This is a genomic window from Pseudarthrobacter phenanthrenivorans, assembly GCF_000813845.1.
Classification (GTDB): Bacteria; Actinomycetota; Actinomycetes; order Actinomycetales; family Micrococcaceae; genus Arthrobacter; species Arthrobacter phenanthrenivorans_B.
Genome location: NZ_JWTB01000024.1, coordinates 1 through 13233, shown reverse-complemented (window position 1 = coordinate 13233; position 13233 = coordinate 1). Strand labels below are relative to the sequence as shown.

Sequence of the window (13233 nt, the reverse complement as noted above, 5' to 3'; positions counted from 1 at the left end):
AGGAGCCCGGCCGTAGCCGGCAAACGCCGGAGCAATGCACCAGCGCCAGGATACGGACCATGCACCAGACAAAACGCCAGCCCCGCAAAAAGGGCTGGCGTTTTGTTGTGGTGGCCCTGCTCCTGGCGGCCACCATCAGCGGACTGGTCCGGTCCCTCTGGCTGGATGTCTACTTCATCCCGTCCGATTCCATGGAACCGCTCCTGCAGGGCGGGGACCGCATCCTGGTGTCCCGCACCGATTTCCAGGGCGAACCGATCAGGCACGGCGACGTGGTTGTCTTTGACGGCCGCGGCAGCTTTGCGCCCCTCAACAGCGGCAAGGGCCCTGTGGTGGACGCCGCCGCTTCGGCCCTGCAATGGGTCGGGCTCACAGGCAGTGACACCACCTACGTCAAGCGCGTCATAGGCCTCCCCGGTGACGCGGTGGCCTGCTGCGATTCCGCCGGGCACGTCACCGTCAATGGATCCGCCCTGGACGAGCCCTACATCTTCCCCGGGGACGCCCCGAGCACCCAAAAGTTCAGCGTGGTGGTCCCGCAGGGCAGGCTCTGGCTGATGGGGGACCACCGCTCCGTGTCCGCCGATTCGCGCAGCCTGCTGGGTGCCCCCGGCGGCGGCCTGGTCCCGGTGGACCGGGTGATCGGCCGGCCAGTCCGGATCCTTTGGCCCCTTGATAGATTTGCTCCAGTAGCACGGCCGCCCGCAGCGGTGCCCACAACACAGAACGGACGGTAAATGCCCGAGAACCAAGCGCGGAACCCCGACCCGCGCCACGACGGCCCCGCAGAGTCACCGGCCGTTCCAGCCTCCGGGACCCCTGACGCCGGTGAAACAGCCGGCACCGTCCATCGCCGCAACCGGCCGGCGTCGAAAGCCGCCGCAAAGTCCGGCGGCAACCCGCTGCTGGGATGGCTGAAGGAAATCGCCACTGTCGTGGTGATCGCGGTGGTGCTGTCCTTCCTGATCAAGACCTTCCTGTTCCGGGCCTTCTTCATTCCCTCGGAGTCCATGGTGAACACATTGGACGTCGATGACCGGATCTTCGTCAACCTCCTGGTGCCGGAGCCCTTCGCACTCAGCCGGGGTGACGTGGTGGTATTCCGCGACACCAAGGGCTGGCTGCCGCCCGCCCCGGCCAAGGAACAGGGCCCGTTCACCTGGGTCCAGGACGGCCTGACTTTCGTCGGACTCCTGCCGGACAACACGGACCAGCACCTCGTCAAGCGTGTCATCGGGCTCCCCGGCGACCACGTGGTGTGCTGCGACGCCGGCGGTAAACTGACCATCAACGGAACCGCCATCGACGAGACCTACATCAATCCCGCCGAAGTGCCGCAGGTCCGCAATTTTGACGTCACCGTCCCGGAAGGCAAGGTGTGGGTGATGGGCGACAACCGCAACCACTCGGCCGATTCCCGTGCCCACATGGAGACCGACGGCGGCTTCATCGACCTGAAGGACCTGGAAGGCAAGGCCGCCGTCATCGCGTGGCCGCTGAACCGGATCAAGACACTGGACAACTACCCGGACGTCTTCCGCAACGTGCCGGCGGCGCGCTGACCATGTCCTCCGCGGTGCAGGCCCCGCCGGCGGCCACGTCACGTTCCGGTACCAAGCCAGCCGCCCGTGGCGGCAAGGCTCCCACCCTGCGGCATGAGCGCACATTCAAGGCCCAGGGCATCCGGTTGCTGGCCGGAGTGGACGAGGTGGGCCGCGGCGCCCTTGCCGGACCCGTCAGCGTGGGCATTGCCGTGGTGGACCTGGAACGCCAAAAGCCGTTGGCCGGTGTGCGGGACAGCAAACTTCTCAGCCCCGCGGAACGCGAACGGCTGGATCCCCTGGTACGGCGCTGGAGCGTGGCCTCGGCTGTGGGGCACGCAACCGCCGTCGAGATCGATTCTCTCGGCATCATCGCCGCCCTGCGGCTCGCCGGAACCCGTGCCTGGGGCAGTATCCTCGGCGCCGGCGTCGTTCCGGACGCCGTGCTGCTGGATGGAAGCCACAACTGGCTTTCCCCGGCGGAACAGCCCTCCCTGTTCGACCAGCCCGTGGTCGAGGCCTCCTGTAACGCGCCCGTCCACACCAAGGTAAAGGCGGACATGCAGTGCCTCAGCGTGGCGGCTGCGAGCGTCATTGCCAAGGTGGAACGGGACCGCATCATGCGCAGCCTGCACACCGAGTACCCGGATTACGGCTGGGACGTCAACAAGGGGTATGCCACCCGGACGCACCGCGACGTCCTGCGTGCCGCCGGGCCCACGCCCTACCACCGGGTTAGCTGGCGGCTGCTGGGCGGGGAACTGCAGGGTGTCGAGGTGCCCGACGGGGATGAACCGTTCGACGACTGACCCCGCCCCGCGGCGGCAGCCGTGCCGGACATGGTGCAAGATGGAAGCATGAGTGCTGAAGATCTTGAGAACTATGAAACCGACATGGAGCTTCAGCTCTATCGTGAGTACCGCGACGTCGTCGGCCTCTTCAGCTTCGTCGTCGAGACCGAGCGGCGCTTCTACCTCGCCAACCATGTGGACCTCCAGGCCCGCAGCGCTGACGGCGAAGTCTACTTCGACCTGACCCTCCAGGACGCCTGGGTATGGGACGTCTACCGCTCGGCGCGGTTCGTCAAGAGCGTCAGGGTCCTGACCTTCAAGGACGTCAACGTCGAGGAACTGCCCCGCAGCGAGGAACTGGCGCTGCCCAAGGACGTGGACCTGGGCAACTAGGACCTTCTCCACTTACCCTCCACACAGGCCCCTGTCCACATACGGCAGGGGCCTCCTGTCGTCCGCGGCCACCGGCCCTCAGGCTGGTTGCGGAGGTAGACATGAAATCGAAAGACCTGCTGGGCCGGCACGGCGAAGACCTTGCGGCCGGCCATCTTGAGACGCTGGGCATGCTGGTGGTGGAGCGCAACTGGAGGTGCGCTGAGGGCGAGATCGACATCGTTGCCCTCGACGGCGACACGCTGGTCATCGCCGAAGTCAAGACCCGGCGCACCCTGGACTACGGCCATCCCTTCGAAGCCGTGGGCCCGGAAAAGCTGGCGCGGCTGCACCGCCTGGGCGCGGCGTGGTGCCGTGACCGGGAGCTGCGCATGCCGCTGCGCCGCGTGGACGTCATTGCTGTCGTTGACGACGGCGGCGGGGAACCCGTGGTGGAACACCTCAAGGGGGTGGGGTGATGGTGCTCGGCCGGACCTACTCCGTCGCCCTGGTGGGGCTCAACGGATACATGGTGGAGGTCGAGGCGGACATCGGCCAGACGCTGCCGGCCTTCGTCATCCTGGGGCTGCCCGATGCAGCCCTCAACGAAGCCAAGGAGCGCATCCGCTCGGCCGCAAAGAACTCCGGGATCCCCCTCAGCCGCAGGAAGATCACCGCAAACCTCATCCCCGCCTCGCTGCCCAAACGTGGCTCGGGGTTCGACCTGGCCGTCACCATGGCCGTGCTCAGGGCCGCGAACGACATCAAACCTACCGGACGCACCGTCTTCATCGCCGAGCTCGGGCTGGACGGCCGGTTACGGCCGGTCCGCGGCGTCCTGCCCGCGGTCATGGCAGCAGTGCAGGCCGGCTACCCGGATATCGTGGTGGCCCACGCCAACCTTGCCGAGGCCTCCCTCGTGCCCGGGGCCAGGGTCCGGGGCTACCGCACGCTGGCCCGGCTGGCACTCGACTGCGGAGCCGATCCGCAGGAGCTTGCCCTCGACTTCGAACCGGACGACCCGGACGATGCCGGTGACGGCCCTGCGGCGGTGGGACCGTGCCCTGATATGGCGGATGTCTCCGGGCAGGGCGACGCACGCCGGGCGCTTGAGGTGGCCGCCGCCGGAGCCCACCACGTGCTGCTCACCGGGCCTCCAGGTGCCGGTAAGACCATGCTGGCCGAGCGCCTTCCCGGCCTCCTGCCCGACCTCGGCGACCACGAATCCATGGAGGTCACCGCCATCCACTCGCTGTGCGGCCTGCCGTCATCCACGGTCCAGCTGCTGCGGCGCCCACCGTTTGAGAATCCCCACCACTCAGCCACCGCAGCGGCCATCATCGGCGGCGGATCGGGGCTGCCCCGGCCTGGTGCCGCCTCCCGGGCCCATCGGGGAGTGCTGTTCCTCGACGAGGCGCCGGAATACGAACGCCGGGTCCTGGACGCCCTGCGGCAGCCGCTCGAGAGCGGGGAGCTGGTGATCCACCGGTCTGCCGGAACCGCAGCCTACCCGGCCAGGTTCCAGCTGGTGCTCGCCGCCAACCCCTGCCCCTGCGGGAAGGCCTCGGGCAAGGGGCTTGAGTGCACGTGTACGCCCATGATGCGCCGCCGCTACCTCGCCAGGATGTCCGGTCCGCTGCTGGACCGGGTGGACATCCAGCTGCAGGTGGAGCGGGTGTCGCTTGCGGAGTTCGGCCAGGCCAGAACGGAGGAGGACACCGCATCGGTGGCGGCCAGGGTGCGTGATGCCCGGGCCCGCCAGGCCGAACGGCTCGGCTGCTTTGGCCTGGAAACCAATTCGCAGGTGCCGGGCCGCATCCTGCGCGGCGAACTGCGGCTGCCCCCGGCCGCCACCCGAATCCTTGACCAGTCCCTGGAGCGCGGTGTGTTGACCGCGCGGGGCTACGACCGCGTCCTGCGGCTGGCATGGACGCTGGCAGACCTTGGGCACCGGGAAGCGCCCGACACCAACGACATCGGCCAGGCACTCGGCCTGCGGCAGGCCGCCGCTGCCGCGGCATGAAAAGGATGGCAGGCATGAGCGAACTGAAGGATCCTCGGTGGAAGGAACCGGGCATGGACCAGGAACGGTTGGCGCGGGCCGCGCTTTCCCGGCTGATGGAACCGCAGGATGCCGCCGGCCTGGCCCTGGTGCAGACTGTGGGGGCAACTGACGCGCTACGCATCGCCACGGGCGGGATGGCAGCGGGGCCGGGGCTGGAGCACCGGATCACTTCCATGCTGGCCGAGAACGGAACCGGCAGCTGGGCGGGGCTTGCCGCGGCATTGAAGCGTTGGCAGCCGAGGATCCCCGACCTGGCACCTGAACGGGACCTGGCCACCATGGCCCGCATTGGCGGGCGGCTCATCATTCCCTCCGATGAACTGTGGCCGGCCCAGCTGGCCGACCTCGGAATCCAGGAACCCATCTGTCTGTGGTGGCGGGGCCAGGCGCAGCCACTGCCGGGGGCGGACAGGTGTATCGCCCTGGTGGGATCCCGGGACAGCACCAGCTATGGGGCGGCGGTCACGGGCGACCTCGCGTATTCGCTGGGGCAGCGCGGCTTCACGATTGTCTCCGGCGGAGCCTACGGAATCGACGCCCACGCCCACCGTGCCGCCCTCGCCGGCGGCACCTCCGCAGTACCCACGATTGCCGTGATGGCCGGGGGAGTGGACCGCTTCTACCCGTCAGGAAACGATGACCTCCTGCGCGCCGTGGCCAATCAGGGAGCGGTTCTGGCGGAGGTGCCGCCAGGATCGGCGCCCACGCGGTACCGCTTCCTCCAACGGAACCGCCTCATCGCGGCCCTCTCGTCGGTCACCGTTGTCGTGGAGGCCCGGTGGCGCTCGGGGGCCTTGAATACGGCGCACCACGCAGAAACCCTGGGCCGTGCCGTCGGTGCCGTTCCGGGTTCAGTCCACAGTGCCAACTCCGCGGGCTGCCACCGGCTTCTCCGCGACGGGGGAGCAGTCTGCGTGACTGACGCCTCGGAAGTTGCCGAGCTCGCCTCGCCCAGCGGAACGTCCCTGCCCGATCACAGGACGGGAGAGGCGGCGGTGCAGGATGGGCTGACGCTTGAGGACCTGATCCTGCTGGATGCCCTGCCGCTTCGCTCCACCACGTCGGTGGAAAAGCTGTCGGCCGTAGCGGGGCTGGGGCTGGAGTCGGTGCGGGCGGGCCTGGGCAGGCTGGGGCTGCTGGGCCTGGCGGCGTCGGAACGGGGTGGGTGGAAACGCGGCAAGGCATGACCGTGTCGCCCATGGCTGGAGGCGCCTCAACTGGGAAAGTAGAGGAGTGGAAGATGGAGAACTGCCCGCGGAACTCGGCAAGGCGCTGGACGCATTCGCCGGCTACCTGTCGGGGGAACGCGCGGTGTCCGCGCACACCAGGCGCGCCTACCTGGGCGACCTGCGCAGCCTCCTGGCCCATGCAGCATCGGACGGCGTCGCAGGGCTGAAAGACCTTGAGCTCGGCCACTTCCGCCGCTGGCTCGGCAGCCAAAGTACCGCCGGCGCCTCGCGGGCCACGTTGGCACGCCGGTCCGCCACGGCACGGGCATTCACCGCCTGGGCGCTCCGGGAGGACCTCATGGACGTGGACCCTGCCCTGCGCCTGAAGGCGCCCAAGCGGGAGGGATCCCTGCCCGCCGTCCTGCAGGCATCCCAGCTGACGCGCCTGCTGGACGGACTGGACGCCTCGGCTGCTGCGGGCGAGCCACTGGCCGTGCGGAACCGGGCCATCGTGGAGCTCCTCTACGCCACGGGCGTCCGGGTGGGTGAACTCGCCGGGCTCGACATCGACGACCTGGACCCGGACCGCCGCACGCTGCGGGTCATCGGCAAGGGCAACAAGGAACGCACGGTCCCGTTCGGCGTTCCTGCCGCGGTAGCCATTGACGACTGGCTCCGGCGTGGCCGTCCGGCGCTGGCGAAAGACTCCAGCGGGCCAGCCCTTTTCCTGGGCGCACGGGGCAAGCGGGTGGACCAGCGCCAGGTCCGTGCCCTCGTCAACGCCCTGTTCGAGGCACTGGGCGATACGTCCGCCTCCGGCCCGCACGCCCTGCGGCATTCGGCGGCCACGCACCTGCTCGACGGCGGAGCCGACCTTCGGGCCGTGCAGGAGATCCTGGGCCACAGCAGCCTGGCCACCACCCAGATCTACACCCACGTCTCGGTCGACCGGCTGCGCAGGAGTTACCAGCAGGCCCATCCAAGGGCCTGATGGTGTGGCTAATCGCACTGGCGTAATTCCATGGGGTACGGCACAATAAGAGTCACGTCCGGCAACTTTCAAGTGCCGCTTGAAGCTCCCCGGAGCTTTCGGCGGCAGTGCAAGTCCGGACACAGCTACATTTGATACATCTGAATAAAGGCAGGGAACCACCGCCGCAGTGCAGGGCACGGCAGTTCCATCCAGGCAGAGGTCGTTGGGGAAGACGTACCTAGAGCTATGGAGGATGGAATGTCTGTTGCAATGACCCGCGGTGTGCTGTTCGTTCACTCGGCCCCTACAGCGCTGTGCCCCCACGTTGAGTGGGCGGTTGGTGCCGTGGTGGACAAGCGGACGGACCTTGAGTGGACCCCGCAGCCTGCGGCGCCCGGAATGTTCCGGGCGGAGTTGTCCTGGACCGGAGCCCCCGGCACGGGATCAAAACTGGCGTCCTGCCTTCGCGGTTGGGCGCACCTCCGTTATGAGGTAACGGAGGAGCCCAGCCACGGCGTCGACGGCGGCCGCTGGTCGCACACCCCTGAGCTGGGTATCTTCCATGCCGTTACTGACGTTCATGGCAACATCATGGTCTCCGAGGACCGGATCCGGTATGCCTATGAGTCGGGTGCAGGCGACCCCGCTGCCGTGTACCACGAACTTTCCCTCGCGTTGGGCGAAGCCTGGGACGAGGAACTTGAACCGTTCCGCCACGCTGCCGAGGGCGCCCCGGTGCGCTGGCTGCACCAGGTGGGCTGACCGCCGTCGTCCGTTCCACCCCTGGCCGGCCGCCGATGTTCTCCGGCGCCGCAGTCCACTGAACCCCTCCATAGCACAAAGGAGGCCCCGCCAAGCCGGCGGGGCCTCCTTTGGTGTCCGGGCGTCTTCCCTGGTGGGGCTAGATGCTGCGGATGGCCACCACGGCGTTGTGGCCGCCGAAGCCGAAGGAGTTGCTCAGTGCCACGATGTTCCCTGCGGGAAGGTCGCGGGCGGAGGTGACCACGTCGAGCGGGATCTCCGGGTCCTGGTTTTCGAGGTTGATGGTGACCGGTGCCTTGCGCTCGTGGACGGCAAGCACGGTCAGGACCGCCTCAACCGCGCCCGAGGCGCCCAGGAGGTGGCCCATCTGGGACTTGGTGGCGGAGACAGCCACGTTATCCACGTGGGTACCCAGTGCCGCGCGCAGGGCTGTGTACTCCGGCTTGTCGCCCACGGGGGTGGACGTGGCGTGGGCGTTGACGTGCACCACGTCCTCTGCCTGGATGCGGCCATCGAACATGGCAGCCTTGAGCGCGCGGGTGGCGCCAAGCCCTTCGGGGTCCGGGGCGGTGATGTGGTAGGCGTCCGCGGTTACGGACGTTCCGGCCAGTTCGGCGTAGATCCGTGCTCCACGGGCCAGGGCGTGCTCCTCGGCCTCCAGGACCAGGGCGCCGGCGCCTTCGCCCATGACGAAGCCGTCGCGGCCGGTGTCGTACGGGCGGGAGGCGCCCTGGGGATCGTCGTTGCGGCGGGACAGGGCCTGCATGGAGGCAAACGCTGCCAGCGGCATGGGGTGGATGGCGGCTTCCGCACCGCCGCACATGACCACGTCAGCCTTGCCGGAGCGGATGAGCTCCAGGCCAAGGTGCATGGCTTCGGTGCCGGAGGCGCAGGCTGACACGGGGGTGTGGGCACCGGCCCGGGCACCCAGGTCCAGGCTGACGGCGGCAGCAACGCCGTTGGGCATCAGCATGGGAACGGTCATGGGCAGGACGCGGCGCGGACCCTTTTCCTTCAGCGTGTCCCAGGCATCCAGCAGCGTCCAGACCCCGCCAATGCCGGTGGCGAAGGCAACGGCCAGGCGGTCCTGGTCGAACTCGGTGATGCCGGAGTCAGCCCAGGCCTCGCGGGCAGCGATGACGCCGAACTGGGTGGAGGGGTCCATCCGCTTGGCTTCAACGCGGGACAGCACGTCCAGGGCAGGGGTGCTGCACCGGGCGGCGAAGTGGACGGGGAGTTCGTACTTGGCGACCCAGTCGTCCTCCAGGGTGCGGGCACCGGAGACCCCCTTAAGGGCGTTGTTCCACATGGTGGGTACATCGCCGCCGATGGGCGTGGTGGCACCCAGACCGGTAATGACTACTTTGCGTGTCATGGGATCACTCTTTCGTCGGTGGGGAATCCGCCTGCGCCTGTCGCAGGGTCCCGCACATGTTGATGATCGGCCAGTCCCGGTCCGGGTACTGTGCCGGATAAATGCGGCGGGCTGCCAGTCCGGTCAGTCCGGACCGGCAGCCCTGCCAAGCCGTGAGACGGCAGAGACCTGTGACTAGGCCTGTGCTCCGGCGATGAAGCTGACGGCGTCGCCAACGGTCTTGAGGTTCTTGACCTCTTCGTCCGGGATGCGCACGCCGAACTTTTCCTCGGCGTTGACCACGATGGTCATCATGGAGATGGAGTCGATGTCCAGGTCCTCAGTGAAGGACTTGTCCAGCTCGACAGCCTCGGGGGCCAGGCCGGTCTCTTCGTTGACGATTTCAGCCAAGCCGGCCAGGATCTCTTCGTTGCTAGCCATTGGTGGCTCCTTTTCTTGTATTGCCGGCAGGGGCTGCCGGAAACGGTCCGGGCCGCGGTTGCGGCCCTTGGTCGTATCTAGGGAAGGACAATTACCTGTGCGCCGAAGACCAGCCCGGCGCCGAACCCGATCTGCAGGGCCAGCCCGCCGCTCAGTTCCGGGTTCTCCTGCAGGAGACGGTGCGTTGCCAGCGGGATGGATGCAGCGGAGGTGTTGCCGGCGTCGGCAATGTCCCGTGCCACTGTAACCGTCTCGGGCAGCTTCAGCTTCTTAACCATTTCATCGATGATGCGCATGTTGGCCTGGTGCGGGATGAAGGCAACCAGGTCCTCAGCCTCGATGCCGGCGGCGTCGAGTGCCTGCTGGGCCACCTTGGCCATTTCCCACACGGCCCAGCGGAACACCGTCTGGCCGTCCTGCCGCAGCGTGGGATACAGCTCCTGGGCTTCTTCCAGGAGTGCGAGGTCGCCGGTGGAGTCGGACTGGCGTGCCGCCAGGCCCAGGTCGCGGACGTCAAGGAGGGACCGGGTCATGCCGATGGCGTCCCACTTGCTGCCGTCCGAGCCCCACACGGAGGGAGCGATACCGGGGGTGTCGGAAGGACCGATGACCACGGCGCCGGCACCGTCGCCGAGCAGGAAGGAGATGGTTCGTTCCCGGTTGTCGATGACGTCGGAGAGCTTTTCGGCGCCAACCACCAGGACGTACTTTGCGGTGCCGGAGCGGACCAGTGCGTCGGCCTGCGCGATTCCGTAGCAGTAACCGGCGCAGGCGGCGGAGATGTCAAAGGCAGGGGCGGGGGTGGCGCCGATGCGGTCCGCCAGGCTCGCGGCCGCGGAGGGAGTGGCGTACGGGTGGGTGACGGTGGAGACAATGACGGCGCCGAGCTGCGAGCCGTCGATCCCCGCTTTCTCCATGGCTTCCCGGGCGGCGCCTTCAGCCATGTCAATGACGCTGACGTCGGCAGGAGCCCGGTGGCGGGTCACAATGCCGGTCCGCTGGCGGATCCATTCGTCCGAGGAGTCAATCCACTGGCAGACGTCCTCATTGGTGACGATGACGTCGGGCCGGTAGGCCCCGAGGCCAAGGATGCGGGTGTTCTCCTGAATGGGAGCCTGCTTCAGCGTGGGAACGCTCATGCGTCGCCCTCCAGTTCTGCAAAGAGCGCCAGTGCGGCGGACAGGTCATCAGGTGTCTTGACTGCGACGGTTTTGACACCGGGCATGCCGCGCTTGGCGAGGCCGGCCAGCGTGCCGGCCGGAGCAAGCTCGATCAAGCCCGTCACGCCCCGGCTGGCCATGGTCTCCATGCACAGGTCCCAGCGGACCGGGCGGGACACCTGGGCGATGAGGCTTTCGACGGCGGCACCACCGTCGGTGACTTCGCCGCCGTCGTAATTCGACAGCAAAGGCACCTTCGGTGCCAGCGGGTTCAGCTCCGGTTCAAGCGCCTTCAGCGCGTCCACCGCGGGAGCCATGTGGCTGGTGTGGAACGCGCCTGCCACCTTCAGCGGGATGACGCGTGCCTTGGCCGGCGGGTTGTCCGCCAGGGCCTTCAGCTGCTCGAAGGTCCCGGCCGCCACGGTCTGTCCTGCACCGTTGACATTGGCAGGGGCCGCACCGGAAGCCTCGATGGCCGCCAGCACTTCGGCAGGGTCGCCGCCAACAACCGCGCTCATGCCCGTGGGGGTGACCGCAGCCGCAGCGGCCATGCTGTTGGCACGTTCGCGGACAAAGGTCATTGCTTCCTGCTCCGTCAGTACGCCGGCGAGGGCGGCTGCCGTGATTTCACCGACGGAATGGCCGGCCAGGATCACGGGGAGGGAATTGAGTTCGACGTCGAAGAGGGAGGCCGCGGTCACCAGGCCGGCGGCAACGATCAGGGGCTGCGCCACGGCAGTGTCCTTGATGGTTTCCTCGTCGGAGGTGGTTCCGTGGGCGATCAGGTCGATGCCTGCGATGTCGCTCAAGGCGGCCAGCTGGCCTGCCACCGAAGGAAGTTCCAGCCAGGGGGCCAGAAAACCCGGGGTCTGTGAGCCCTGTCCAGGGCAGACTATTGCAAGCACGTAACCAGCTTTCCAAATTACTGTGTGATCCAGCGGTGTTTCACCGCACCAAGCTCACGGGGTCAGGTTGTAGGAAGTCTACAATGCCTCAGGGCTGGTTCCGGGACACCTGGCGCTCCGTGGCGGCCTTCGGCGGAGCCGACAGGCGGCCCACCACCAGCGCGGCCTGCAGCACGAAGGCCTCCCTGGGCAGCAGCGGATCCCAGCCCGTGACGTCGCAGACGCGCTTCAGGCGGTAGCGCACCGTATTCGCGTGGACGAAGAGTTCGCGTGCCGTGGCCTCCAGGGAATGGCCCAGCTCCAGGTAGGTTCCCAGGGTTTCCACGAGCCCGTTGGAAGCCGCCAGGAGCGGCCGGTAAATGTTCTTGACCAACGAGCGGCGGGCTGCGTCGTCACCGGAGATGACCCGTTCCGGCAGCAGGTCGTCGGCGGCCACGGGGCGCGGCGCGGAGGGCCAGGCGCGTGCGGCCGTCAATCCTGCAAAGGCCGACTGGGCAGAGCCGCTGGCCTCCACCAGCGAGCTGGCCTCCGGGCCGTAGACCACAGGTCCGGGGGCGAACATGTCACTGAGCTTCACGTAGGCGGTTTCGCGGTCCTGCACGCCGCCCAGGATGAGGATGAGGCGGTCGCCCTGGATCCCCACGAGCGCGTCCTCGGCATACCGGCCGGCGATCCGCCGCAGTTCACTGACGTAGCTGGCACTGGGCTCGGACGGCGAATTCCCCACCATCACGGTGAAGCGCTCCTGGGCCTTCCAGCCAAGCGCTGCGATGCGGGAGCGCAGGGCATCGGTGTTTTCACCGCGCAGGATCGCATCCACGATCAGGGCTTCCAGGCGGGTGTCCCAGGAACCGCGGGACTCCGCGGCCCGCGCGTAGACGTCGGCGGCGGCGAAAGCCACCTCCCTGGAATAGCGCAGGACCGCTTCACGCAGGGAGGGCTGGTCGGCTTCCGGCGCAATGACCGGAACCTGGTCCTCCACCACTTCCACCACGATCCTGATCAGCTGCAACGCCTTCTGCAGGCTGATCGAGCGGGTCAATTCCGTGGGCGCTGTGCCAAAGACGTCCGTAAGGATCCATGACGGGGAACTGGGCCGCTCGTACCACGTGACGAATGCCGCGATGCCGTTCTGCGCCACCATGCCCAGCGCCGACCGCTCATCCGCACTCAGCCGGCTGTACCACGGCAGGGACTGCTCGAGTTTGCGCATGGTGCTGGTGGACAGCTGCCCCACATTGGCGCGAAGCTGCTTGAGGGTCTCGGACTTCTCCGGAGTGACCTTCGGCGGGGCCGGTTTCCGCTTCTGGGACGGGGTGGCTGGTGCTGGCATTCTTTGAGCATACGGCCACCGCCGCGCAAGCTCCATTTGTGCGAAGGCTACAATCCGGCTTGTCGCGGCTCACAGCGTCCCGGCCCCGTTCCGGCAACGAACGACGGCGGCCCCCTCCTTGTGGAGGGGACCGCCGTCGTTCAGTGCTGGCGTCCGCAGCTGCCGGGGTGGCTAAGCCTCGCCGCCCGCGTTGCCGGTGGTGCCGGCGTTGACGTTGAGCAGCTTGTACTTCTCAATCGCCTTCACCGGGGCGTCCACGTCCACTTCGCCGCGGCGCGCCAGCATTTCAAGGGCGCGCACCACGATGGAGTGGGTGTCGTTCTTGAAGTAGCGGCGGGCTGCTGCGCGGGTGTCGGAGAAGCCGAAG

15 protein-coding genes are annotated in these 13233 nt (G+C 67.9%); 9 read left to right on the top strand and 6 right to left on the bottom strand.

The genetic code is table 11. The features are described from left to right. Positions 1-59 precede the first annotated feature (59 nt). The 9 genes from lepB (RM50_RS12640) to RM50_RS12600 all read left to right on the top strand — a co-directional run bounded on the left by lepB (RM50_RS12640) (position 60) and on the right by RM50_RS12600 (position 7673). Positions 60-737, top strand: coding sequence for a signal peptidase I (gene lepB / locus RM50_RS12640; protein WP_043453170.1), 678 nt, complete (start codon positions 60-62; stop codon positions 735-737). Beyond that, on the top strand, positions 738-1562 hold the full coding sequence (gene lepB, locus RM50_RS12635; protein ID WP_043453169.1) for a signal peptidase I: 825 nt from the start codon (positions 738-740) through the stop codon (positions 1560-1562). Positions 1563-1564: 2 nt separating this feature from the next. After that, positions 1565-2350, top strand: a complete 786-nt coding sequence (locus tag RM50_RS12630) for a ribonuclease HII (RefSeq protein ID WP_043453167.1) — start codon at positions 1565-1567, stop codon at positions 2348-2350. A gap of 48 nt (positions 2351-2398) precedes the next feature. After that, entirely contained in the window at positions 2399-2725 is a 327-nt protein-coding gene (locus RM50_RS12625) for a DUF2469 domain-containing protein (protein WP_043453166.1), read from the top strand. Positions 2726-2826: 101 nt separating this feature from the next. Next, positions 2827-3183, top strand: coding sequence for a YraN family protein (locus tag RM50_RS12620; protein ID WP_043453164.1), 357 nt, complete (start codon positions 2827-2829; stop codon positions 3181-3183). Further along, positions 3183-4727: a YifB family Mg chelatase-like AAA ATPase gene (locus RM50_RS12615; protein ID WP_043453163.1), complete on the top strand. Its 1545-nt coding sequence runs from the start codon at positions 3183-3185 to the stop codon at positions 4725-4727. The genes RM50_RS12620 and RM50_RS12615 overlap by 1 nt, the downstream gene beginning before the upstream one ends. Before the next feature lie 53 nt (positions 4728-4780). Further along, complete coding sequence (gene dprA, locus RM50_RS12610) at positions 4781-5956, top strand: DNA-processing protein DprA (protein WP_082007083.1); 1176 nt, start codon at positions 4781-4783, stop codon at positions 5954-5956. Between the two features lie 46 nt (positions 5957-6002). Then, complete coding sequence (locus tag RM50_RS12605; protein ID WP_043453161.1) at positions 6003-6929, top strand: tyrosine recombinase XerC; 927 nt, start codon at positions 6003-6005, stop codon at positions 6927-6929. 240 nt (positions 6930-7169) lie between these two features. After that, positions 7170-7673 carry a DUF3145 domain-containing protein gene (locus RM50_RS12600; protein WP_043453159.1) on the top strand — a complete coding sequence of 168 codons (504 nt, stop codon included), beginning with the start codon at positions 7170-7172 and terminating at the stop codon, positions 7671-7673. Between the two features lie 139 nt (positions 7674-7812). On the opposite strand, the gene RM50_RS12595 is transcribed toward RM50_RS12600, so the two are convergent. The 6 genes from RM50_RS12595 to RM50_RS12570 all read right to left on the bottom strand — a co-directional run. Continuing rightward, positions 7813-9048, bottom strand: a complete 1236-nt coding sequence (locus RM50_RS12595) for a beta-ketoacyl-[acyl-carrier-protein] synthase family protein (protein ID WP_043453158.1) — start codon at positions 9046-9048, stop codon at positions 7813-7815. Positions 9049-9222: 174 nt separating this feature from the next. Next, a complete protein-coding gene (locus RM50_RS12590; RefSeq protein WP_009359314.1) occupies positions 9223-9468 on the bottom strand; it encodes an acyl carrier protein in 246 nt (81 codons plus the stop codon). A 77-nt stretch (positions 9469-9545) separates the two neighbouring features. Beyond that, positions 9546-10607: a beta-ketoacyl-ACP synthase III gene (locus tag RM50_RS12585; RefSeq protein WP_043453156.1), complete on the bottom strand. Its 1062-nt coding sequence runs from the start codon at positions 10605-10607 to the stop codon at positions 9546-9548. Continuing rightward, positions 10604-11533: an ACP S-malonyltransferase gene (locus RM50_RS12580; RefSeq protein ID WP_205622261.1), complete on the bottom strand. Its 930-nt coding sequence runs from the start codon at positions 11531-11533 to the stop codon at positions 10604-10606. Before RM50_RS12580 ends, RM50_RS12585 begins: the two co-directional genes overlap by 4 nt. 88 nt (positions 11534-11621) lie before the next feature. Beyond that, positions 11622-12866 (bottom strand): PucR family transcriptional regulator, encoded by a 1245-nt coding sequence (locus RM50_RS12575; protein ID WP_043453153.1) that lies wholly within the window; start codon positions 12864-12866, stop codon positions 11622-11624. A gap of 171 nt (positions 12867-13037) precedes the next feature. Continuing rightward, positions 13038-13233: hypothetical protein (locus RM50_RS12570; protein ID WP_043453152.1), on the bottom strand; the 196-nt coding region annotated here is incomplete at its 5' end.

Bases quoted from the DNA above. Each gene is read 5' to 3' on its own strand.
- lepB (WP_043453170.1), top strand. From the start codon at position 60: ATGCACCAGACAAAACGCCAGCCCCGCAAAAAGGGCTGGCGTTTTGTT.
- lepB (WP_043453169.1), top strand. From the start codon at position 738: ATGCCCGAGAACCAAGCGCGGAACCCCGACCCGCGCCACGACGGCCCC.
- RM50_RS12630 (WP_043453167.1), top strand. From the start codon at position 1,565: ATGTCCTCCGCGGTGCAGGCCCCGCCGGCGGCCACGTCACGTTCCGGT.
- RM50_RS12625 (WP_043453166.1), top strand. From the start codon at position 2,399: ATGAGTGCTGAAGATCTTGAGAACTATGAAACCGACATGGAGCTTCAG.
- RM50_RS12620 (WP_043453164.1), top strand. From the start codon at position 2,827: ATGAAATCGAAAGACCTGCTGGGCCGGCACGGCGAAGACCTTGCGGCC.
- RM50_RS12615 (WP_043453163.1), top strand. From the start codon at position 3,183: ATGGTGCTCGGCCGGACCTACTCCGTCGCCCTGGTGGGGCTCAACGGA.
- dprA (WP_082007083.1), top strand. From the start codon at position 4,781: ATGGACCAGGAACGGTTGGCGCGGGCCGCGCTTTCCCGGCTGATGGAA.
- RM50_RS12600 (WP_043453159.1), top strand. From the start codon at position 7,170: ATGTCTGTTGCAATGACCCGCGGTGTGCTGTTCGTTCACTCGGCCCCT.
- RM50_RS12595 (WP_043453158.1), bottom strand. From the start codon at position 9,048: ATGACACGCAAAGTAGTCATTACCGGTCTGGGTGCCACCACGCCCATC.
- RM50_RS12590 (WP_009359314.1), bottom strand. From the start codon at position 9,468: ATGGCTAGCAACGAAGAGATCCTGGCCGGCTTGGCTGAAATCGTCAAC.
- RM50_RS12585 (WP_043453156.1), bottom strand. From the start codon at position 10,607: ATGAGCGTTCCCACGCTGAAGCAGGCTCCCATTCAGGAGAACACCCGC.
- RM50_RS12575 (WP_043453153.1), bottom strand. From the start codon at position 12,866: ATGCCAGCACCAGCCACCCCGTCCCAGAAGCGGAAACCGGCCCCGCCG.